The sequence below is a fragment of the Seohaeicola sp. genome (assembly GCF_048006315.1).
Classification (GTDB): Bacteria; Pseudomonadota; Alphaproteobacteria; order Rhodobacterales; family Rhodobacteraceae; genus Seohaeicola.
Genome location: NZ_CP180350.1, coordinates 3,645,338 through 3,666,873, shown reverse-complemented (window position 1 = coordinate 3,666,873; position 21,536 = coordinate 3,645,338). Strand labels below are relative to the sequence as shown.

Annotated in this window: 20 protein-coding genes and 1 tRNA gene; 8 read left to right on the top strand and 13 right to left on the bottom strand. The window is 65.2% G+C overall.

The features are described from left to right. Window positions 1-17 precede the first annotated feature (17 nt). From ACMUJL_RS18150 to ACMUJL_RS18130, 5 genes are all read right to left on the bottom strand, one after another. Complete coding sequence (locus ACMUJL_RS18150) at window positions 18-581, bottom strand: sarcosine oxidase subunit gamma (RefSeq protein ID WP_375571938.1); 564 nt, start codon at window positions 579-581, stop codon at window positions 18-20. Further along, window positions 574-3,504 (bottom strand): sarcosine oxidase subunit alpha family protein, encoded by a 2,931-nt coding sequence (locus tag ACMUJL_RS18145; RefSeq protein ID WP_375571940.1) that lies wholly within the window; start codon window positions 3,502-3,504, stop codon window positions 574-576. Before ACMUJL_RS18145 ends, ACMUJL_RS18150 begins: the two co-directional genes overlap by 8 nt. Beyond that, a complete protein-coding gene (locus tag ACMUJL_RS18140; RefSeq protein ID WP_068286960.1) occupies window positions 3,501-3,773 on the bottom strand; it encodes a sarcosine oxidase subunit delta in 273 nt (90 codons plus the stop codon). Before ACMUJL_RS18140 ends, ACMUJL_RS18145 begins: the two co-directional genes overlap by 4 nt. 64 nt (window positions 3,774-3,837) lie before the next feature. Then, the gene (locus ACMUJL_RS18135) at window positions 3,838-5,091 is read right to left on the bottom strand and encodes a sarcosine oxidase subunit beta family protein (RefSeq protein WP_068287088.1); all 1,254 of its coding nucleotides are present in this window, start codon (window positions 5,089-5,091) and stop codon (window positions 3,838-3,840) included. A 191-nt stretch (window positions 5,092-5,282) separates the two neighbouring features. After that, window positions 5,283-6,713: a Glu/Leu/Phe/Val family dehydrogenase gene (locus tag ACMUJL_RS18130; protein WP_068286963.1), complete on the bottom strand. Its 1,431-nt coding sequence runs from the start codon at window positions 6,711-6,713 to the stop codon at window positions 5,283-5,285. A gap of 429 nt (window positions 6,714-7,142) precedes the next feature. Between ACMUJL_RS18130 and ACMUJL_RS18125 the strand changes: the two genes are divergently transcribed. From ACMUJL_RS18125 to ACMUJL_RS18115, 3 genes are read left to right on the top strand one after another with little or no spacing between them, the layout of a single operon-like run. Next, entirely contained in the window at window positions 7,143-8,882 is a 1,740-nt protein-coding gene (locus ACMUJL_RS18125) for a pilus assembly protein TadG-related protein (RefSeq protein WP_375571943.1), read from the top strand. Next, the gene (locus ACMUJL_RS18120) at window positions 8,879-9,445 is read left to right on the top strand and encodes a TadE/TadG family type IV pilus assembly protein (RefSeq protein WP_068286972.1); all 567 of its coding nucleotides are present in this window, start codon (window positions 8,879-8,881) and stop codon (window positions 9,443-9,445) included. Before ACMUJL_RS18125 ends, ACMUJL_RS18120 begins: the two co-directional genes overlap by 4 nt. Further along, window positions 9,442-9,996 carry a TadE/TadG family type IV pilus assembly protein gene (locus tag ACMUJL_RS18115; protein ID WP_375571945.1) on the top strand — a complete coding sequence of 185 codons (555 nt, stop codon included), beginning with the start codon at window positions 9,442-9,444 and terminating at the stop codon, window positions 9,994-9,996. Before ACMUJL_RS18120 ends, ACMUJL_RS18115 begins: the two co-directional genes overlap by 4 nt. Window positions 9,997-10,030: 34 nt before the next feature. Here ACMUJL_RS18115 and ACMUJL_RS18110 read toward each other — a convergent pair whose 3' ends face one another. Both ACMUJL_RS18110 and ACMUJL_RS18105 read right to left on the bottom strand, forming a co-directional pair. Then, entirely contained in the window at window positions 10,031-10,516 is a 486-nt protein-coding gene (locus ACMUJL_RS18110; protein ID WP_416914376.1) for a hypothetical protein, read from the bottom strand. Between the two features lie 168 nt (window positions 10,517-10,684). Next, the gene (locus tag ACMUJL_RS18105) at window positions 10,685-11,272 is read right to left on the bottom strand and encodes a TetR/AcrR family transcriptional regulator (protein WP_068286983.1); all 588 of its coding nucleotides are present in this window, start codon (window positions 11,270-11,272) and stop codon (window positions 10,685-10,687) included. 109 nt (window positions 11,273-11,381) lie between these two features. On the opposite strand from ACMUJL_RS18105, the gene ACMUJL_RS18100 reads away from it, so the two are divergent. From ACMUJL_RS18100 to ACMUJL_RS18085, 4 genes are all read left to right on the top strand, one after another. Continuing rightward, window positions 11,382-11,789, top strand: coding sequence for a hypothetical protein (locus ACMUJL_RS18100; RefSeq protein ID WP_375571951.1), 408 nt, complete (start codon window positions 11,382-11,384; stop codon window positions 11,787-11,789). A gap of 133 nt (window positions 11,790-11,922) precedes the next feature. Continuing rightward, complete coding sequence (locus ACMUJL_RS18095) at window positions 11,923-13,209, top strand: homoserine dehydrogenase (RefSeq protein ID WP_068286989.1); 1,287 nt, start codon at window positions 11,923-11,925, stop codon at window positions 13,207-13,209. A 100-nt stretch (window positions 13,210-13,309) separates the two neighbouring features. After that, a complete protein-coding gene (gene recJ, locus ACMUJL_RS18090) occupies window positions 13,310-15,055 on the top strand; it encodes a single-stranded-DNA-specific exonuclease RecJ (protein WP_375571954.1) in 1,746 nt (581 codons plus the stop codon). Window positions 15,056-15,187: 132 nt separating this feature from the next. After that, window positions 15,188-15,262, top strand: a tRNA-Glu gene (locus tag ACMUJL_RS18085). Between the two features lie 192 nt (window positions 15,263-15,454). On the opposite strand, the gene ACMUJL_RS18080 is transcribed toward ACMUJL_RS18085, so the two are convergent. From ACMUJL_RS18080 to ACMUJL_RS18065, 4 genes are read right to left on the bottom strand one after another with little or no spacing between them, the layout of a single operon-like run. Further along, window positions 15,455-16,348 (bottom strand): substrate-binding domain-containing protein, encoded by an 894-nt coding sequence (locus tag ACMUJL_RS18080; protein WP_375571956.1) that lies wholly within the window; start codon window positions 16,346-16,348, stop codon window positions 15,455-15,457. Window positions 16,349-16,401: 53 nt separating this feature from the next. Beyond that, window positions 16,402-17,202: a substrate-binding domain-containing protein gene (locus tag ACMUJL_RS18075; RefSeq protein WP_068287090.1), complete on the bottom strand. Its 801-nt coding sequence runs from the start codon at window positions 17,200-17,202 to the stop codon at window positions 16,402-16,404. Window positions 17,203-17,252: 50 nt separating this feature from the next. Further along, a complete protein-coding gene (locus ACMUJL_RS18070; protein WP_068286997.1) occupies window positions 17,253-18,008 on the bottom strand; it encodes an ATP-binding cassette domain-containing protein in 756 nt (251 codons plus the stop codon). Beyond that, a complete protein-coding gene (locus ACMUJL_RS18065; protein ID WP_375571959.1) occupies window positions 18,001-18,708 on the bottom strand; it encodes an ABC transporter permease in 708 nt (235 codons plus the stop codon). The genes ACMUJL_RS18070 and ACMUJL_RS18065 overlap by 8 nt, the downstream gene beginning before the upstream one ends. 165 nt (window positions 18,709-18,873) lie before the next feature. Between ACMUJL_RS18065 and tsaA the strand changes: the two genes are divergently transcribed. Beyond that, window positions 18,874-19,362: a tRNA (N6-threonylcarbamoyladenosine(37)-N6)-methyltransferase TrmO gene (tsaA, locus tag ACMUJL_RS18060; RefSeq protein WP_375571961.1), complete on the top strand. Its 489-nt coding sequence runs from the start codon at window positions 18,874-18,876 to the stop codon at window positions 19,360-19,362. A gap of 90 nt (window positions 19,363-19,452) precedes the next feature. Here tsaA and ACMUJL_RS18055 read toward each other — a convergent pair whose 3' ends face one another. Both ACMUJL_RS18055 and ACMUJL_RS18050 read right to left on the bottom strand, forming a co-directional pair. Then, window positions 19,453-19,866, bottom strand: a complete 414-nt coding sequence (locus tag ACMUJL_RS18055) for a hypothetical protein (protein ID WP_375571963.1) — start codon at window positions 19,864-19,866, stop codon at window positions 19,453-19,455. A gap of 245 nt (window positions 19,867-20,111) precedes the next feature. Continuing rightward, window positions 20,112-21,536, bottom strand: coding sequence for a gamma-aminobutyraldehyde dehydrogenase (locus ACMUJL_RS18050; RefSeq protein ID WP_068287093.1), 1,425 nt, complete (start codon window positions 21,534-21,536; stop codon window positions 20,112-20,114).

The window sequence follows — 21,536 nt, the reverse complement described above, 5'->3', positions numbered from 1 at the left end:
GCTTTGGGCGCAAGATGTCAGCCTGCACGGCGGGCTTCAACCCCTTCCATCGCGATCTTCAGATCATGCACCATCGTGCGCGCCATGGACCGGAACCCCATGATCAGAAATGCATCATCAGACAGCCGGGTGATCGCGGCCTGCATGTGCAGCAGTTCTGTCCGGGCGGTGTGACCGGGCTGAAACACGCCGGGTCGCAGGTCGATCGGGGTGATCCGTGCAAGCACATCCGCCGCCCCCGCGCCTTGCAGCAGCACTGTTGCCCAGCCATCGCTGACATCCGTCAGGCTGGCCTGCGCGGCCAGCGAGGGATCGGGGGCCGGCCCCATCAGCAGCACATGGGCATGGCCGAACCAGACCGCGCGCGCATCATCCCCACCGGTGGCCCGGTTGGGCGCGGGCCAGTCCAGCCCATGCGCCGCCTTGAACGCGGCAGCCAGCGCAGCACCCTTGCCCCTGAGCGGGGCGATCGCGGTCAGATGGCCGGGCTCCACCTCGGACAGGGACAGCGCGCCGACCGTCAGCGGCAACAGCCCGGCGCAGGGGGTCAGGGGCACAAGGGACAGGGATGCATCAGCCACGGGCGCGCCCTCCTTCAGGATCGAAAAACACCGGATCGCAAACCTCGCACAGGGTTTCCACGCCGCGCAGGTGATCGACCATGCGGATCACCTCGCCATGGCGGGTGCGCCCCTGCTTGAGGAAGGCAAGGCCAAGGAAGCTTTCAAGCGTAGGCGAGAACCCGACCGAGGTGACATAGCCCTGATCGTTTTCCCGCGTGGCGGGCGCGTCGCGGTCGAAAAGATGCGCCCCTGCCGTCAGTTGCTTGACCGCGCCCACGGGTTTCAGACCGACCAGCTGTTCGCGGTCGGGATCGACAAGGCCGGGGCGCGCGGCGGCGGCCTTGCCGATGAAGTCCTTTTTCGCCGACAGCATCTTCTGCATGCCGATATCGAAGGCGGTGGTGCGGCCATGGATCTCGGCATGGGTGATGAACCCCTTTTCGATCCTGAGCACATTCAGCGCCTCAAGCCCGTAGGCCCCGCCGCCCAGCGCCTCGGCCCGGCTGACCAGCAGGCGGAACAGGCTGTCGCCATAGCGCGCCGGCACCGCGACCTCATAGGCATGTTCCCCCGAAAAGGAGATGCGGAACAGCCGCCCCGCAACCCCCTGCAGCGTCACCGGCCCGCAGGCCATGAAGGGCCATGCCGCATCGTCGATGGGGCTGTCGAGCAGGCCATTCAGCAGATCGCGCGCCTTTGGTCCTGCCACGGCGAACTGCGCCCAGTGTTCGGTCACGGAGCAAATGCTGACATCCAAATCGGGCCGCAGCGCCTGTTGTGCGAATTCCAGATGCTTCATCACCTGCCCCGCGGCGGCGGTCGTGGTGGTCATCACGAAATGATCCGGCCCCAGACGTGCCGTGGTGCCGTCATCCATGACATGCCCATCCTCGCGCAGCATCAAGCCATAGCGCACGCGCCCTTCGGGCAGGGTCGAGAACATGTTGGTATAGACGAAATCCAGCAGGGCTGCGGCGCCCGGTCCCTTGATGTCGATCTTGCCCAGCGTCGAGACATCGCAGACGCCGACCGCATTGCGCACCATGCCGACCTCGCGGTCGCAGGATTGCCGCCATGTGGTTTCGCCGCCTTTCGGGAAATAGCTGGGACGATACCAGAGCCCCGCCTCGATCATCGGCGCACCTGCCGCCACGCTGGCGCGGTGGCTGGTGGTAAAGCGCTGCGGGGCAAAGCCCGCGCCTTGCGCCCCTGCCCCCATCGCCGCAATCGACACGGGCACATAGGGCGGGCGGAAGGTGGTGGTGCCTGTCTCGGGAATGCCGCGCCCGGTGGCATCGGCCAGCACCGCCAGGGCGGCCACATTCGAATTCTTGCCCTGGTCCGTCGCCATGCCCTGCGTGGTGTAGCGCTTCATGTGTTCGACCGAGCGGAAATTCTCGACCGCGGCCTGTTTCACATCCTTGACCGTGACATCGTTCTGGAAATCCAGCCATGCGCGGCCCTTGCCCGGCACGGTCCAGAGCGGGGTGATCCGGTAGGGCGCATCCTCGGCCTGCGGCAGGGCGACATCGGGCGCCTTCATCCCCAGATCGCCCAGCACCTCGGCCGCGACGCGCGCGCCCTCGGCCAGACAGCCATGGGTGGACATGGTGCCATTGCAGGCCCCGGCCGTGACCAGCCCCGGAATGGCACCGGGCGTGGGCACGAAACTGGCCAGACCCGCATTCCAGGTGGGGCGGCCATTCATGTGACAGGTCAAGTGCACCGTCGGGTTCCAGCCGCCGGACATGGCCAGGCAATCGGTGCGGATCTTCTCGATCCCCGAGGTTGTGGCGATGCTGATCGCCTCAAGCCCCTTGCGCCCATGCGCGTCGCAGACCTGCCCGCCCTTGAAGAACGGAATGTCCAGATCCGTCACCGCATCCGCGCGGCTGTCGATCAGGGCCGCCACATGCACGCCTGCGGCCAGCAGGTCCGCCGCCGTGCGATGGGCATCGTCATTGTTGCCAAAGACGGTCACCGCCCGACCCGGGCTGACGGCCCAGCGGTTAACATAGGCGCGCAATGCGCCCGCCATCATCACGCCGGGGCGGTCGTTGTTGCGAAAGGCCACGGGCCGTTCCAGCGCACCCGCGGCCAGCACCGCACGGCGCGCAACGATGCGCCAGAACGCCTCACGCGGGGCACCCTTGCGAGCGGCAACGCCCGGCGCAAGCCGTTCCAGCGCGCCATAGGTGCCCTGGTCGTAGGCGCCGGTGACGGTGGTGCGGGTCAGTACGCGGACATTGGACATCGCCTCAAGTTCCGCCGTGACCGACGCCGCCCAATCGGCACCGGGCTGGCCTGCAACCTCATGCGTTTCGGCATTGAGCCGCCCGCCGGTGCGCGTATCCTCGTCGCACAGGATCACATCGGCCCCGGCGCGCGCCGCCATCAGCGCCGCCATCAGCCCTGCAGGCCCTGCCCCGATCACCAGCAGATCGCAATGGGCAAAGACACGTTCATAGCGATCTTCGTTGTTCTGCACCGACAGCGCCCCAAGGCCCGCGGCGCGGCGGATCAGCGGCTCGTAAAGCTTTTCCCAGAAGGCGCGCGGCCACATGAAGGTCTTGTAATAGAACCCCGCCGCCAGGAAGGGCGCGGCAAGATCGTTCACCGCCAGCAGGTCCAGCTCCAGCGAGGGCCAGGCATTCTGGCTGCGCGCCTCCAGCCCCTCGTGCAATTCCTGCACCGTGGCGCGGACGTTCGGCTCCTGCGCGGCCCCCTCACCGATGGTCACCAGCGCGTTGGGCTCTTCGGACCCTGCCGTCAGCACGCCGCGCGGGCGGTGATACTTGAAGGAGCGCGCCAGCAGGCGCTGCCCGTTGGCCAGCAGCGCCGAGGCCAGCGTATCCCCGGCAAAGCCTTCGTAGCGGTGACCGTCGAAGCGGAATGCGATGCGTTGGTTGCGGTCGATCTGCCCGCCCTTGCCCAGCCTCATGCCGCACCCCCTGCCGCATCGCGCGCCAGCACCGACCCCAGCACCTCATGCGTCACGGTATTGCGCGTCACCACCAGCCAGGCCCCGCAGCCGGTCTCGTGATACCACAGGTCGCGCGTCACGCCGGCGGGATTGTCGCGCAGATGCAGGTAGGCGTCCCATTCCTCGGGCGTGTCATCGACCTCGGGGCGGCGCAGGGCCACGGCATCGCCCTGGTAGTAGAATTCGCGGCGGTCCCTTTCGCCGCAGATCGGGCAGGTGATCCTCATGTCGTCTCCGTGTCGACCGGCGCTGGCCCCGGCCCAGTGTTGCAAGTGAACAGCGTCATCATGGTCAGTGCAGGTTGTGCTGCGATCCCGTGCCTTCTTCGTCCATCAGGCCGCGCCCGGTGCGGAACCGGTCCAGCCGGAACCGCGATGCCGGTTCATGGTGGCGATCCGTGGCGATCAGATGGGCAAAGGAAAAGCCCGAGCCCGGAACCGCCTTGAACCCGCCATAGCACCAGCCGCAATCGATATAGAGACCGTCCACATGGGTCTTGTCGATGATCGGGCTGCCATCGGGCGTCATGTCCATGATCCCGCCCCAGGAGCGCAGAACCTTGGCCTTGCCGATCATCGGCATCAGGGTCATGCCCGCCTCCATCACATGTTCGGTCATCGGCAGGTTGCCCCGGCTGGCGTAGGAGGCGTAGAAATCCAGATCCCCCCCGAACACCAGCCCGCCCTTGTCGGACTGGCTGATGTAGAAATGCCCCATGCCGAAGCTGATCACATGGTCGATCACCGGCTTGATCCCTTCGGTGACGAAGGCCTGCAGCACATGGCTTTCGATGGGCAGGCGCATGCCTGCCATCGCCGCCACCTGCCCGGACCGGCCCGCCACGACGATGCCGACCTTCTTGGCGCGGATCGCGCCGCGCGTGGTCTGCACGCCCTTGACCACGCCATTCTCGATGTCGATGCCCGTCACCTCGCAGTTCTGGATCAGGTCGACGCCGCGCTGATCGGCGCCGCGCGCATAGCCCCAGGCCACCGCGTCATGCCGCGCGGTGCCGCCGCGCGGATGCAGCAGCCCGCCGTAGATCGGAAATCGGGTATTGTCGAAATCCAGATAGGGCAGATGCTTGCGCACGCCCTCGCGGTCCAGCAGGATCGCATCGTCACCCTGGTTGATCATCGCATTGCCCCGCCGGGCGAAGGCGTCGCGCTGCCCGTCGGAATGGAACAGGTTGATCAGCCCGCGCTGCGAATGCATCACGTTGTAATTCAGATCATTTTCCAGGTTTTCCCACAGCTTCAGCGAATGGGAATAGAATTCCGAATTGCCCGGCAGGAAATAGTTGGCCCGCACGATGGTGGTGTTGCGCCCCACGTTGCCGCCGCCGATATAGCCTTTTTCCAGCACCGCCACATTGGTCAGACCATGTTCGCGCGCCAGGTAATAGGCCGTGGACAGGCCATGCCCGCCACCGCCGATGATGACGATGTCATACTCCGGTTTCGGCGCGGGATCCCGCCAGTGCGGCGTCCAGCCCTTGTTGCCGGTCAGCCCCTCTTTCAGCACGCGAAGCCCTGAAAAGCGCATCATCCTGTCCCTTCTCTTTCCGGTCAGTGAACCGGTTCGGGACCGAGTTTCAACAGTGGATGCGAAATTCCTTGCCCGTTCGCGACACGGATCGTCGTATCCCGTCCCTGCGACAAAGATGGCAGCCCCCCGCACGCGCCCCGCATGTCCCGTTGCCACGGGGCGGCATGCGGGGCGCGCGCGGGCCTGCCTCAGATCCCCTTGGCGCGGTAGCTGGCCGCGACCTTGCCGATCGAGACGATATAGGCGGCCGTACGCAGGTCCTTGACCTCGGGGCGGGCATGCCAGACCTCGCGCATCGACTGGTAGGCGATCCGCATCGTGTCATCCAGGCCCGAGCGCACCAGCTCCAGCTCGTCCGAGCCGCGCAGATACTTCTCCTTGAACGCGGGCCTGAGCGCCCAGGCATCGCCCAGGTAGCGATCAAGCCGCTCCAGCTCGTCGATCAGCAGCCGCGTCCGCGCCTCTTCCGCGCGGCGCTGCATCCGGCCGAACCGGATATGGCTGAGGTTCTTGACCCATTCGAAATAGGACACGGTGACACCGCCCGCATTCGCATACATGTCGGGGATGATCACGGTGCCCTTGTCGCGCAGGATGTCATCGGCCGCAGCCGTGACCGGGCCGTTCGCCGCCTCGATGATCAGGGGCGCCCTGATGCGCGGGGCATTGCTGCGGTTGATCACCCCTTCCAGCGCGGCAGGGATCAGGATGTCGCAGTCCTGTTCCAACACAAGCGCGCCGTTCTCGACATATTCGGCGCCGGGAAAGCCCTTGACGCCCGCATGTTTCGCGATCCAGTCGCGGACGGCATCGACGTCAAGGCCGCGCGGATCGACAAGCGCGCCGTCGCGTTCGATGATGCCGGTGATCAGGCATCCGTCCTCGTCGCGCAGGAAACTGGCCGCGTGATAGCCGACGTTGCCCAAGCCCTGCACGATGACCCGCTTGCCATCCAGCGATCCGGTCAGGCCCGCCGCCGCCATGTCTTCGGGATGGCGGAAGAACTCGCGCAGGGCATATTGCACACCCCGCCCCGTCGCCTCGACCCGGCCAGCGATGCCGCCCGCGTTCAGCGGCTTGCCCGTCACGCAGGCCCGCGCGTTGATGTCGGTGGTATTCATCCGCGCATATTGATCGGCGATCCATGCCATCTCGCGCTCGCCCGTGCCCATGTCGGGCGCGGGCACGTTCTGCGCGGGGTCGATCAGGTCGCGCTTGATCAGCTCATAGGCGAAGCGGCGGGTGATCAGCTCCAGCTCGTGTTCGTCATATTGGCGCGGATCGATCCTGAGGCCGCCCTTCGAGCCGCCGAACGGCGCCTCGACCAGCGCGCATTTGTAGGTCATCAGCGCCGCCAGCGCCTCGACCTCGTCCTGGTTCACGCCCATCGCATAGCGGATGCCGCCCTTGACCGGCTCCATGTGTTCGGAATGGACCGAGCGATAGCCGGTGAAGGTCTGGATCTGGCCACGCAGGCGCACCCCGAAGCGCACCGTATAGGTCGAGTTGCAGACACGGATCTTTTCCTCCAGCCCCGGCGGCAGGTCCATCAGCGCCACCGCGCGATTGAACATCAGATCCACGCTTTCGCGAAAACTCGTCTCCCTGGCTTCGGTCATCGTCCATCCTTTCTGATGCGGTGTCCGGCGGGGGGCCGGCACCCGCAAGATGCAATGCTGTCGATGATGGAAGAGTTAACAGCCCACCGTGCCAAATGCATCTTTTTCCGGTCGGGCCTCGCCCCGGTCATGACAGGACGAATCTGTCACCCCGGGCGGGGGATCGCGCGGCACGAAAGACCCTTCGACAGGAAAGCGTCGGAAAAAAGGCGGCACCTGCCTATCGAAGGAGAGGGAAATCTTTGTTTCACCTCAGCGGACAATCCTGCGAAATCCCCAACAATGTGCATCAACTGACTGAAAATACAGATAAATTTCTTCATTCACGCCCAAAATCAGCCATATTCGGCCCGCAAACACGGCTTTGGTCAAGTCCCCAAAGGGTTTGCCTTTCTGTCCGAATGGACGGTCCAAGTTCTCGAGGTTCACATGCTGACTGACGCAAACAAGGACAACTGCAAAGACGACATCGTCAAGAACGGTGGCGGATCAACGACGGCGCGCGATCGCATGCGGCGCCGCGGTTTCAGCCTGGCCGTATTCCGACGCGACGAAGACGGCGCGCTGGTGATCTTTTCGGTGTTCATGCTGCTGATGATCCTTTTCGTCGGCTCGCTTGGCGTTGACATGATGCGTTTCGAGATGGAGCGCGCGAAACTTCAAAGTACGCTGGACCGCGCCGTCCTGGCCGCGGCAGACATCGACCAGACCATGGACCCCACGGATGTGGTCAACGAATACTTCACCAAATCCGGCCTTGGCGGATCGGTCACGGGCGTGACGGTCAGCGAAGGTCTTGGCTATCGCTCGGTCAGCGCGACCGCGCGCAAGACGATCAACACGCAGCTGATCCACATGCTGGGCGTCGACACCATGAGCGCACCCGCGGCCGGCACCGCGGAAGAGCGCGTGGACTCGGTCGAGATTTCGCTGGTGCTGGACGTGTCGGGTTCGATGGCCTCGAACAACAAGATCGGCAACCTGCGCACCGCGGGTGGCCAGTTCATCGACGCGATCTTCGCCAATACGGAACAGGACAAGGTGTCGATCTCGATCGTGCCCTACAACGGCCAGGTCAACGTCGGCCCCGACCTGATCGACAAGTACAACATCACCAACCGGCACAACAACACGTTCTGCGTGGACCTGCCGGCATCGGTTTATACCTCGGCCGCCCTGTCGCGCAACCTGCCGATGCCGCAGCATGTGTTCGCGGACACCTACAACAGCTCGAACACCAGCTCCAGCTACAGCACAAGCAGCATGACCCCCTCGAGCGTGAACCGCTGGTGCGATGCCAACCCGGTGAACCGCATCCGGGTGCACAGCAACAACATCACCCAGCTGAAGGGCCATATCAACAACCTGCAGCCTGTCGGGGCGACCTCGATCGACGCGGGCATGCGGTGGGGCAGTGCCCTGCTGGATCCCAGCGCGCGCAGCGTCGTGTCGGAACTGGTCAGCGAGAACGTGGTGATCGCCCCCTTTGCGGGCCGGCCGCTGGAATACAACAACCCCGAGGTTCTGAAGGTGATCGTTCTGATGACCGACGGGGAGCATTGGCCGAATGAATACGTCAATGACGGCTTCCGCTCGGGTCCCTCGACCGTGTTCCGCAACACGTCTGACAACCGCTATTCGATCTACCACGCGGGCGTGAGCGGCGACGACAAGTACTGGATTCCTCACACCGGCAACTGGGGTCCTGTCCCCTGGGGCGGCACTGTCACCCAGTCCTGCACGGGCAACTGGCGGAACCGGGTCTGTACGGATGTCTATTCCAACGGCTCGGCGATCCGTCTTGACTGGCAGAACGTGTGGTCTGAGCTGCGCGTCCAGTGGGCCGCACAGCATCTGTACCGCCGCGCCCTGGGCGGCAGCCTGAACGGCTGGATCGACATGCTGCGCACCCGCGAAGGCACGCTGCAAAGCCCCGGCCCGCATGAGGTGACGACGATGAACAACCGCCTTCTGAACCTGTGCACACAGGTCAAGAACCAGGGTGTCGTCATCTATACCGTCGCCTTCGAGGCCCCGTCCATTGGCCAGTCGCTGCTGCGCAACTGCGCAAGTTCGCCGAACCACGCCTTTGACGTGGACGGTCTGGAGATCGCCAGCGCCTTCTCCTCGATCGCCACCTCCATCCGCAAACTGAGGCTGACACAATGAGCCGTACTTTGCCCCGCCCCTTCCGTCCCGGCCGTCTGGTCAACACCCTGCGCCGTCTTGCAAGGCGCGAGGATGGCACCGCCACGCTGGAATTCGCCATCCTGTTTCCGGCCTTCATCATCATCCTCGTCTCGGCTGTCGAGGTCGGTTTCATCACGATGCGCCACACGCTGCTGGACCGTGCGGTCGACCTGACCGTGCGCGACATCCGCCTGGGAACCGGAACCGCCCCGCAATATGCCCAGATCCGCGATACGATCTGCGCACGCGCCGGCGCGATCCCGGATTGCGAGGACAATGTGAAGATCGAGATGATCCGCATGGACCTGCGCAACTGGACCCCGCCGCCCGCGGATTACGACTGCGTCAACCATGCCGAAGAGGTGCAGCCCGTCCGCACCTTCACCAACGGCATGCAGAACGAGATGATGCTGCTGCGCATCTGCGCCATGTTCGAGCCGATCTTTCCGCTGTCGGGCCTTGGCCGCGATCTGAAGAACAACAACGAGTCCGGCTATACCGCCATGATCTCGTCCACAGCCTTCGTACAGGAGCCGCTATGACACCGCCCCGGTTTCTTCGCTGGACGCTGGCGCGCTTTGCACGCGATAACGATGGTACGCTGACCCTTGAGGCGGTGATCATGTTCCCGATGCTGTTCTGGGCCATGCTGTCGATGCTGGTCTTCTTCGACGGCTACCGGCAGAACGGGTTGAACGTGAAGGCGGCCTTCACCATCGGCGACATGATCTCGCGCGAGGTGGTTCCGATCACGCCGGCGTATCTTGACGGTGCAATCAACCTGTTCGACGAATTGTCCCGCTCGGCTTCCGCGCCCCGGATGCGCGTCTCGGTCGTCTATTTCCGGGCAAGCGAGAACAAGTTCTATCGCGATTGGTCGCAGCAGCGCGGCGGCGTGCCGGTGCTGAGCAATGCCGACCTGGTGAACATGCGCAACCGTCTTCCCGCGGTGCCCGACAACGAGCGGCTGATCCTGGTCGAGACATGGTCGAACTACCAGCCGCCCTTCAATGTCGGCATCAACCAGCAGGATCTGTACAATCTGGTCTTCACCCGTCCGCGCTTTGCGCCGCAGGTCAAATTCGAAAGCTGAGACAGGGCCGCGCTGACCGCGCAACCTGCCTCGCTCAGGCCTGGCTGTCGGCGCCTTCGCTCAGAACCGCCTGCATCACGTCGGCCATGTACTTGGCCTGAACCGCTGGCGCGACCCCGCCCACGCCGATCCGCCGACCGACCCGCCACCACAGCCCCGGATTCCAGTGCAGCGGCTGCGGCGCATGGGTGATGATGACAAAGCCGTTCGAGGGCTTGAAGGCAAAGACCCCCCGGTTGACCGATGCGATCTGATCCATGCGGACCAGCATCTGCCCCCCCTTTTCGCGCAGGCCGTCGCGCGTCAGTTCCAGAACCGTGACCTCGGCGCGGCGCATGCGTTCGGCCAGCAGCAGCACGACGACGCCAAGGCCCAGCATGACCACCTGCCAGCCCAGCGCCTGGGGCGGTTGCGCCAGGGCGAAATACACCAGCACCCCGCCCAGCACGACAAGAACGGTGATCGCCATGACACGCCTTGCGCCAGTGGCCGATACGGTCGCCAAAACCTCGTGCTGCATCTGATCCCGATCCTCTGTGTACCTGCCCGGCCCAGCGCCATGCAGAGCCTGCCGTTCGCGCGTAACTAGCCCGCCTGCCCTTGCGATGCGAGAGGGATTTGTCGCAATCGCCCAGCAGGCCCGCATGGCGGCGATGGCGCGCGATGTCAGGATCGCGCCGCGCCCCGCTCAGCCGGCGACGGCCTTGCGCACCATGTCCCAATAGATGGTTTCCACCTGCGCCACGTTCAGGCGTCCACCGGTCCGGTACCACGTAGTCACCCCCGTCAGCATGGCGATCACCGCAAGTGTCGTGATCTTTGTATCCGCCACGGCAAAGACCCCCGCTGCCACGCCGGCGCGCAGGATCCCCTCCAGCTCATCCTCATAGGCGCGGCGCAACCCTTCGATCGTGGCGAAATTATCGGGCGTCAGGTTGCGCAACTCCATGTACGAGACAAAGACGGCATCGGGCCGTTCCAGGTGAAACCGGATATGAAACCGGGTGAACCCTTCCAGACTGGCCACGGGATCGCCCGGCGCGGGGGCCGTGGCGCGGGCCGCGAGCAATTCGTCCATATGCCCGCGCATCAGATCGAACAGCAGGCTCTGCTTGTCCGGCGTGTAATTGTACAGAGCACCTGCCTGAACGCCCACCTCGGCCGCGATCTGACGCATGGATACGGCCGCATAGCCGTGGCGCGCGAACAGTCGCAGCGCCGCCTGTGCGACCCTGGGCCCGGTGATATCCGAATGAGATCCTGCAGTGCGTGCCATGGTGTCGTCTTATCTGAACATGCGTTCATATCAAAGCGGCATTCCTGCAGCCCAGCCGACAAGGACGACCCCGCCGCCTGCATGCTTGCAACACAAGCAAGGCTGTTGCATGACGGGGCCAACATCGAAAGTGCGCCTCATGTCCGCATCCGCCCATCCGCACCCATCGCGACGCAGCCTGCCCCGGCGGTTCCACCTGCTTTTTTGCGCGGGTCTTGCAGGGCTTGGCGCCTGCACCACGTTTCCGGATCTCGATGCCCGCATGACCGAGGCCGATGCGCGCGGCGACTTTCCCAGGCTGCAACCCGCCGAAGACGTGCTGCGGACAGCGACCAACAACGCGATCCAGCCGGACACGCCCGAAACCCTGGAAGACCGCATGGCGGCCCTGAACAGCCGCGCAGAGGCCCTTCGGCGCGCGGGCTTTGATGCCGATGCGCGCAAACGGCTTGAGACCGAGATAGACACATCCGCCGGGACCGAAACGCCGACCGACATCCCCAAGGCGCAACCCTGATCGCAACAGGCGCAGGCCGCCCGGTGTGGCCGCGCGGCGCAAAAGCCGCCGCACGGCGTTGCAAGGATGATCCGAACCCGATACATCGCGGCTGATCACGGATTTAATCGCATAGCGTTTCACGGAGGCCCCGATGACCCAACCCCTGCGCCTTGGCATTGCCGGATTGGGCACTGTCGGCATCGGTGTCGTCAAGATCGTCAAACAGCAGGCTGCCCTTCTGGCCGCCCGTACCGGGCGCGAGATCACGATCTCGGCCATTTCGGCGCGCACCCGCGACAAGGATCGCGGCGTATCGCTGTCGCGCTTCGCCTGGGAAGACGATCCCGTGGCGCTGGCGACCCGCGATGACGTGGACGTCTTCGTGGAACTGATGGGTGGCTCGGACGGACCGGCCAAGGCCGCCACCGAGGCGGCACTTGCCGCAGGCAAGGACGTGGTGACCGCCAACAAGGCGATGCTGGCGATCCATGGCCATGCCCTGGCCGAAACCGCCGAGGCGGCAGGCCGCGTCATCCGCTACGAGGCCGCTGTCGCCGGTGGCATTCCGGTCATCAAGGCGTTGACCGAAGGGCTGGCCGCGAATCGCATCACCCGCGTGATGGGGGTGATGAACGGCACCTGCAATTACATCCTGACCCGGATGGAAGCGACCGGACAGGGCTACAACGTTCTGTTCGAAGAGGCGCACAAGCTGGGCTATCTGGAGGCCGATCCCAATCTGGACGTGGGCGGGATCGATGCCGGTCACAAGCTGGCGCTGCTGTCCTCGATCGCGTTCGGCACCCGCGTGGATTTCGACGGGATCGAACTGGAGGGGATCCAGCGCGTCAGCCTTGACGATATCCGCCACGCGGCCGACATGGGCTACAAGATCAAGCTGCTGGGCGTGGCGCAGATGACCGGACGCGGCCTGGAACAGCGCATGTCGCCCTGCCTTGTGCCCGCGGGCAGTCCGCTGGGCCAGCTGGACGGCGGCACCAACATGGTGGTGATCGAAGGCGATTCCGTGGGCCAGATCGTGCTGCGCGGACCGGGCGCGGGCGAAGGCCCCACCGCCAGCGCGGTGATGGCCGATGTCTGCGACATCGCGCGTGGCTTCCGCCTGCCGGTCTTCGGCCAGCCCGCCAGCACCCTGACCACCGCGCAGCGCGCCCAGTCGGTGCTGCCGGCGCCCTATTACCTGCGGATGATCCTGCGCGACAAACCCGGCGCGCTGGCCAAGGTGGCGGCCATCCTGGGCAATGCGGGCGTGTCGATCCACCGGATGCGCCAGTATGACCATGTCGACGACAAGGCCCCCGTGCTGATCGTGACGCACAAGACCACCCGCGCGGCGCTGGACGAGGCACTGAGCGCGATCTCGGCGACCGATGTGGTGACCGATGCGCCCGTGGCCCTCAGGATCGAGACGGTGTGAGGGATGAGACCCCGATAGCGGGGGGCTGTCCGCCCCCCGGTGCGCCTCTGGCGCCCTCCCCCCGAGGATATTTCGGGCAAGAAGAAACGGGAGCGCGAGCATGAGTTTCCTGGGGGTTGCGGAATCGCTGGGCGGGCGGCGCTGGGTGGGACCGGGCACCGAGATCACCCGTCAGGCCGAAGCCATCGTGCAGGCGACGGGCCTGCCCGATGCACTGGCGCTGGTGCTGGCACGCCGCGGTGTGGACGCATCGGAAGCCGCCGCCTTTCTCGAGCCGCAGTTGCGCGACCTGTTGCCCGATCCGCGATCCCTGCGCGACATGGAACGGGCGGCGGCGCGTTTCGTGGCCGCCGTGGGCAAAGGCGAACGGATCGCGATCTTCGCCGATTACGATGTGGATGGCGGCAGTTCGGCGGCGCTGCTGATCCTCTGGCTGCGCCAGATGGGGCTGGCCGCCACGCTTTACGTGCCCGACCGCATCGACGAGGGCTACGGCCCCAATGAGCCCGCGATGGCGGCGCTGGCGCAGGATCACGACCTGATCATCTGCGTCGATTGCGGCACGCTGTCCCATGGCCCCATCGCAGCGGCCAAGGGTGCGGATGTGGTGGTGCTGGACCATCACCTTGGGGCCGAAACCCTGCCCCCCGCGCTGGCCGTGGTCAACCCGAACCGGCAGGACGAAAGTGGCGATCTGGCCCATCTCTGCGCGGCGGCAGTCGTCTTCCTCATGCTGGTCGAGGCCAACAGGCAGTTGCGCGAAAACGCGCGCCAGGGTCCCGACCTGATGGCGTTGCTGGACCTTGTCGCCCTCGCGACCGTGGCCGATGTGGCGCCCCTTATCGGCGTGAACCGCGCGCTGGTCCGGCAGGGCCTGCGCGTGATGGCGCGGCGCGAGCGGCCCGGCCTTGTGGCGCTGGCGGATGTGGCGCGCATGGATGGCCCTCCCTCGACCTATCACCTGGGCTTTCTGCTGGGGCCGCGCGTCAATGCCGGGGGCCGGATCGGCAAGGCAGACCTGGGCGCGCGTCTTCTGGCCTGCGAAAGCCCCCATGATGCCCAGCGGATGGCCGCGCAACTGGACCAGCTCAACACCGAACGCCGCGAGATCGAAGCCGCCGTGCGCGCCGAAGCCATGGCCCAGGCCGAGGCCCGCGGGCTGGAGGCGCCGCTGGTCTGGGCCGCGGGCGAAGGCTGGCACCCCGGTGTCGTGGGCATCGTCGCCGCCCGCCTGAAAGAGGCCACGGGCCGCCCCGCCGTGGTGATCGGGCTGGACGGGCACGAGGGCAAGGGTTCCGGACGCTCGGTCGCCGGTGTGGACCTTGGCGCCGCCATCCAGCGTGTCGCCGCCGAAGGGCTTCTGATCAAGGGTGGCGGGCACAAGATGGCGGCGGGCCTGACCGTGGCGCGCGACCGGCTGGAGCCGGCCATGGCGCGTCTGGCCGAACTGCTGGCCAAACAGGGGGCCGGGATCGGGGGACCGACCGACCTGAAGCTGGACGGCCTGCTGATGCCCGGTGCCGCGACCGTCGAACTGATCGACAGGATCGAGGCCGCGGGCCCCTTCGGCGCGGGCGCCCCTGCCCCGCGTTTTGCCTTTGCCGATGTGGCGATTCACTTTGCCAAGCGGATCGGGGACAGCCACCTGAAACTGACATTCGGTGATGGCCTGGGCGCGCGCCTGGAAGGGATCATGTTCGGCGCCTATGACACACCGCTTGGTGCCGCGCTGGAGGCCCATGGCGGCGCGCGCTTCCATCTGGCCGGGCGGCTGGAAATCAACCGCTGGGGTGGCCGCCAGAGTGTCCAGCTGCGCCTGGAAGATGCCGCACGCGCGGGTCGCTGACCACTTGCCCAGTCGCGCGACACAGCCGGATGCAACCATATCCGGGGCTGCGAAAAGAATCTCGGCCAGAGCGTAAAATTCCGCTTGCGCCCGCCATTTGCATTGCCTAAAAGCCGCTTCACGCCAAGGTTTGGCCCGTTCGTCTATCGGTTAGGACGCCAGGTTTTCAACCTGGAAAGAGGGGTTCGATTCCCCTACGGGCTGCCACTTCTTCCGAAAATCCAGAGCCATGCAGCCCGTTTTGCGCGGATGTAAGACAGCTATTGACGCATGCGCGGATCGGCAGGCCCTGCTGTTGGGACGGCTGACATCCGGCCATGCGCCGAACCGGCAAGGCAGGACCAGCGCCGCGCCACCGGGCCTGCAGCCTTGTCGGATGCGCAAGCGGCACGGCCGGGATCACGCGTTCCAGATGACGGTTCCGAGGTTCCTGGTGTCATAGCCGCCATATGCTGCGGCACGGCTGGCGAATGGTTTTCCCGCGCAGAAGTCCATCAGCTTCTGCATCGGTTCGTCGAACCAGGCCTTGCGGTCCACGACCAGCGCGAATTGCTCTTCGACGATGGGGCTGAATTCAAGGCCGTAGCTGCGCGCCACCGATTCCAACCCGAACGTGACATCGGCATCCCCCCGGCGAACCGCTTCGACCGCGTCGTCTTCGGTGCGCGCCACCTCGGCGAAGGACAGGTCCGACAGGTCCAGACCTTCCCTTGCGGCCAGTTCCCGAAACAACCTGTCCGTGCCAGATTCCGCCTGACGAGGCACCATGCGCCTGCCCGCCAGATCCGACAGCCTGGTCGGCTTGACCGCCCCCGGCAGAAACACGAGCCCGCGGCGCCGGGTCGCGAAGGAAATGAGGACGGCGTTCTGATGCCCGACCGCATCGGATACCGCGGGCACATTCCACTGCTCTGATTTGGCGTCGTGAATATGCAAGCCAGCTGCCACGCCCTCGCCAGCGGCAAAGCGGCCCAACCCGTCAAGCGAGCCGTCGAAGAACGTGGCCAGCCCGCAGCGTGACTGACGGATGGCCCAGTCCAGCAGCGGGTCATGGCTGCCCAGCACGATCGGAGGACGCTCTACCGCCCCCGGCGCGGACAGGCCGCCTGACTTGGCCTGTTCGATCCACTGCCTGATTTCCGTTGCGGGGAACAGAAGCTTTCCGGTCGCCTTCGAGCATGGCACCGCGCCGGATGCGGCAAGATCATAGACCTTGCGTTCCTTGAGACGCAGTAGCGCCGCCAGTTCCTTGACCGTCAGATATTCGTGATCGGGAAGGGAGAGGTCTGTCATCGGGCACCGGTCCAAGTGTCGGGGCGGCGGCCAAGGCCGCCCCGGCAAGCTTATCAATTCCGCGGTGCGTTTGGAAAGAACAACTGCTGATCGGCGATCTTGAAACCCGCGATGACCGCCTGGCCTTCATCCGACACAAGCCAGTCGGCGAAGGTCTGCGCGGCATCTGCCTTGACCGAGGGGCATTTGGCCGGGTTGACCGGGATCACGCCATACTGGTTGAACAGGTCCTCGTCACCCTGAACCTGGATCACGTAATCCTGCTTGTTTTCGAAGCTGATCCAGGTTGCGCGATCCGTCAGCACATAGGCGCCCATGCCGATCCCGGTGTTCAGCGTGGCCCCCATGCCCGAACCGGTCTCGCGGTACCATGTGCCGCTGGCGCCAAGAGGATCGACGCCGGTATCGGCCCAAAGCGCCATTTCCTTTTTATGCGTGCCGCTGTCATCACCGCGCGAGGCAAACATGGCCCCCTTCTCGGCGATCTGCACCAGGGCGCCCTGCACATCCTGCATGCCGCCAACGCCGGCCGGATCGGTCGCAGGTCCGACGATCACGAAATCATTGTACATGAGATCCGTGCGTATTGTGCCGAAACCCGCTGCGACGAATTTTTCCTCCGAGGCCTTGGCATGCACCAGAAGAACATCGCCATCGCAGTTCTCGGCGTTCTTGATGGCCTGGCCGGTACCGACGGCCACCACATTGACCTGAATGCCGGTTTCCTTCTGAAAGATCGGCAGCATGTAGTCGAAAAGACCAGAGTTCGCCGTCGACGTGGTCGATTGCACGATGATCGACTGGTCCTGCGCCCAGGCGGCCCCGCCCAGAAGTACTGCGACCGCAGATGCCATGATGGATGTTTTCAGCACGTTGAAGTTCTCCCTGTTCAAGTGTTGTGGTGTCAGACGACGATTGTCCCGCTGAGGTAATTCCGCGCGGCATCGCTGTGCGGTTCGGGAAAAAAGCTTGCGGCCGCGGTGTGTTCGGCGACCCGGCCGCGATGCAGGAACACGACATCATCGGCCATGCGCCGTGCCTGACCGATGTCATGTGTGACGAAGATGATGCGAACGCCGCGGCCACGCGCCTCGCTGACGATGCGCTCGATGGCCAGCACGGATGCCGGATCAAGGCTGGCGGTCGGCTCGTCCAGGAACAGCACCTCGGGGTCGGTGGCCAGGGCACGGGCCAGCGCCAGGCGCTGCGCCTCGCCACCCGACAGCAGACGCGCGGGCTGATCGGCCTTGTGGGACAGGCCGACATGATCCAGCAAGGCCTCCCGCCGCGCCATGTCCTTGCCGCGTGCCTTCAGCGCGAAGTCGATGTTCGCAGCCACCGAACGGCGCAGCAGCACCGGCTTCTGAAAGACCAGCGCCTGTCGCGCGGTCACGGCAGAGGGCGCGTGGTCGCCCCAGCGGATCTGCCCCGAGGTCGGCGGCATCAGGCCATGCAGCAGTTTCAGCAACAGGCTTTTTCCGGCACCGTTGGCCCCCATGATCATGGTGCAGCCGCTGGCCCCCAGATCAAGGTTCACCCCGTCCAGCACCGTGGCCCGGTCAACGCGCAACACCAGATCGCGCACCGTCAGCGGCAGCAACGCCGCGGCGCGCCCTTCCAGGGCAAGGTTCATCGATGTCATGGCGGGCGCGTCAGACATAGGCCTGCCTCGCGGCGGTCATGCGCACGGCCTGCACGGCCGCATTCACGCCAAGGGCAATGACCAGAAGGATGATGCCAAGCGCCAAGGCCAGGGCCAGATCGCCCCTGGATGTCTCCAGCGCGATGGCCGTGGTCATCACCCGCGTCAGATGGTCGATGTTTCCGCCCACGATGATCACCGCGCCCACCTCGGCCACGGCACGGCCGAACCCCGCAAGCCCGACCGTCAGCAGCGAATAGCGCGCATCCCACAGCAGCGCCTGAACCGTCTGCCACCGGGTCAGGCAAAGCGAGCGGAACTGCTCGGCATATTCGGCGTGCAGATCCTCGAGCACCTGACGCGACAGCGCGGCGATGATGGGCGTGATCAGGATCGCCTGGGCGATGATCATCGCCGTCGGGGTGTAAAGCAGCCCCAGAAAACCCAAGGGACCCGAACGGGACAGATGCAGATAGACCAGCAGCCCGACCACGACCGGCGGCAGCCCCATCAGCGCATTCATCAGGATCAGCACGGCGTTCCGGCCCCGAAACCGGCCGATGGCCACAAGGGCGCCGATCAGCAGGCCGACTAGGCAGGCTATGGCCGTCGCGGTCAGGCTCACGCGCAGCGACAGCAGCACGATCTCCAGCAGGTCCGCGTCGCCTGACAGCACCAGCCCGACGGCAAGCCCCAATGCCTCACCCATGCTTTGCATAATTTCCCAAACTGCGCATAATTTACATCCTGAATGCAGGTATGCAGCTTGGTTGCGAAATTTCAAGGCCGGATCTGGCCCTTTTCCGCGCATTCAAAGAAGAAAATTGCCAAGCCAAGCCTGGCAGCCTAAGAAGCCTCGACTGCATAATTTTCGGAAGACCCCATGACCGACACGGAAGGTTTGCGCCCCAACGAACGCAAGGTCGCGCTGGAGCCCGCTGCGGACGCCACGCTGCGCTTCATCGGCACCATTCGGACGCCTTGGCGCGATCGCGCGGATTGCCCGCGCCAGGGGCGTCTGGACGGGCCGGAATGCCGGCTGGTGCTGGATCCCGTATGGCATGATGCACTGACGGGTCTGGAAGACTACGAGATGATCGAGGTGCTTTACTGGCTGGACCGAAGCCGCCGCGACCTGATCCGGCAAAGCCCCAAGCACGATGGCCGGACCTTCGGCACCTTTGCGCTGCGCTCACCCGTGCGGCCCAACCCAATCGGCACCTCCATGGTCAAGCTGCTGCGGATCGAGAACGGAACCCTTCATGTGCGCGGCCTCGACTGCCTTGATGGCACACCGCTGATCGACATCAAGCCCGAGCGTTGCGCCTTCAGCCCGAAGGCCGCGGCGAAACCGGGCGACAGTCGCGACTGACAAGGCAGACGGGTCTTGGACCCTGCTGACAAAAAACGCCCGCAGATAAGACTGCGGGCGCTTGTTGACCTGTCAGATCATGCCCCTGGCTCAGGCACCGTTGCCGCCACCATGGCCTCCGCCGCCGCCACCGTTGCCAGCACCGCCACCGTGGCCTCCGCCGCCACCGTTGCCAGCACCGCCGCCACCATGGCCTCCGCCGCCACCGTTGCCCGCACCGCCGCCATGGCCCGCACCGCCGCCATGGCCCGCACCGCCGCCGTGGCCGGTTCCGTCAGCGGGTCCGACTCCGCCAAAACCGCCGCCCACAGTGCCGCTGCCTTTCTGGGCCATTGTGCCCTGCATCTGGTCATGACCAGGCTTTCCGACACTCTTCTCCTGGTTCTCGTCGTGCTTCTTGCCCAGGATGGTGTCCTGCGTCGTCGCCCACGGGTTGTTATGTGCCGCGACAGCAGGCGATGCCACCACCGATACAAGTGCAAAGGCCAGTGCGATCTTTTTCATTTTGATCCTTCCTCGAGTTATCTGCGCGCTCAGGGAGATCAAATATATTCCAATTATGGCATGTTTTTGGCCGGATCGGAAAATACCGACACCTCCGGCGTATTACCCCGGGCTACGCGGAAGGATCGCCGCAAGAAGCAGGCCAGTCGCTGCCGGATTCGCCACCGCCCCGTCAGGCAGAACGCCCGGCACGGCCCTGCCCCTCGAGGAGGGACAGAGCCCGCGGCGACCTTGGCGTGACATGGTCAGCCGTGCTTGATCATCACGTGGCGCACGAAGGTGTAATCCTCCAGCGCATAGGCGGACATGTCCTTGCCATAGCCGGATTGCTTTATCCCGCCATGGGGCATCTCGTTCACCAGCATGAAATGCGTGTTGATCCAGGTGCAGCCATAGCGCAGCCGCGCCGCTGTCGCCATTGCGCGGCCCACATCCTTGGTCCAGACCGATGAGGCCAGGCCATAGTCGCTGTCATTGGCCCAGGCCACGGCCTCGTCCACATCTGTGAAGGGTGTGATCGACACGACGGGGCCGAACACCTCGCGCCGCACGATTTCATCGGCCTGCGTGGCGCCTGCCACGACCGTGGGACGATAGTAGAAGCCCTGGTCCATCGCCTCGCCGCCCGTGGTGACCTGGATGTGGTTCATCTCGCGCGCGCGGTTGACGAAACTGGCCACCCGGTCGCGCTGGCGCAGGCTGATCAGGGGGCCGATCTCGTTCGTGGTGTCGTCGGCATTGCCCAGCTGGATCGAGGCGACGGCATCGGTCAGATCGGCCACCAGCCGGTCATAGACCTTGCGGCCCGCATAGATGCGGCAGGCGGCGGTGCAATCCTGCCCGGCATTGTAGAAGCCGAAGGCGCGCAGCCCTTCGACCACCTCGGACACATCGGCGTCGTCGAACACCACCACGGGGGCCTTGCCGCCCAGTTCCAGATGGGTGCGCTTGACCGTCTTGGCGGCGGCATCCAGCATCTTCTTGCCGGTCGCCACATCCCCCGTCAGGCTGATCATGTCCACCTGCGGATGGTTGATCAGGTAGTTGCCCACCGTATGCCCGCGCCCCGGCAGGATGTTCACGACCCCTTCGGGCAGTTCCTCGGACAGGATCCTTGCCATCTTCAGCGCGGTCAGCGGCGTCTGTTCGGATGGTTTGAACACCACCGTGTTGCCGCCCGCGATGGCCGGGGCCAGTTTCCAGGCCATCATCATCAGCGGATAGTTCCATGGCGCGATGCTTGCCACGACCCCGATGGGATCGCGCCGGATCATGCTGGTATGCCCTTCCATGTATTCGCCCGCGATCGCGCCGGTCTGACAGCGCACCGCACCCGCGAAAAAGCGGTAGCAATCCACGATGGCGGGGATTTCATCGTTGCGCGCGGCGTTGATCGGCTTGCCGCAGTTCAGCGCCTCGAGGGCGGCGAAACCTTCGGCCTCGGCCTCGACCCGGTCGGCGATGCGCAAGAGCACGGACGCGCGTTCGGCGGGCGTGGTGCGCGACCATGTCGCGAAGGCCCGGCGCGCGGCGGCCACGGCGCGATCCACCTGCGCGGTGCTGGCCTCGGCCACTTCAAGGATCAGCGCGCCGGTGCGCGGATCAAGGATGGGTTCCGCTGCATCCTGTCCCGGTTCGAACCGGTCACCGATCAGCAGGTCCGTATCAAT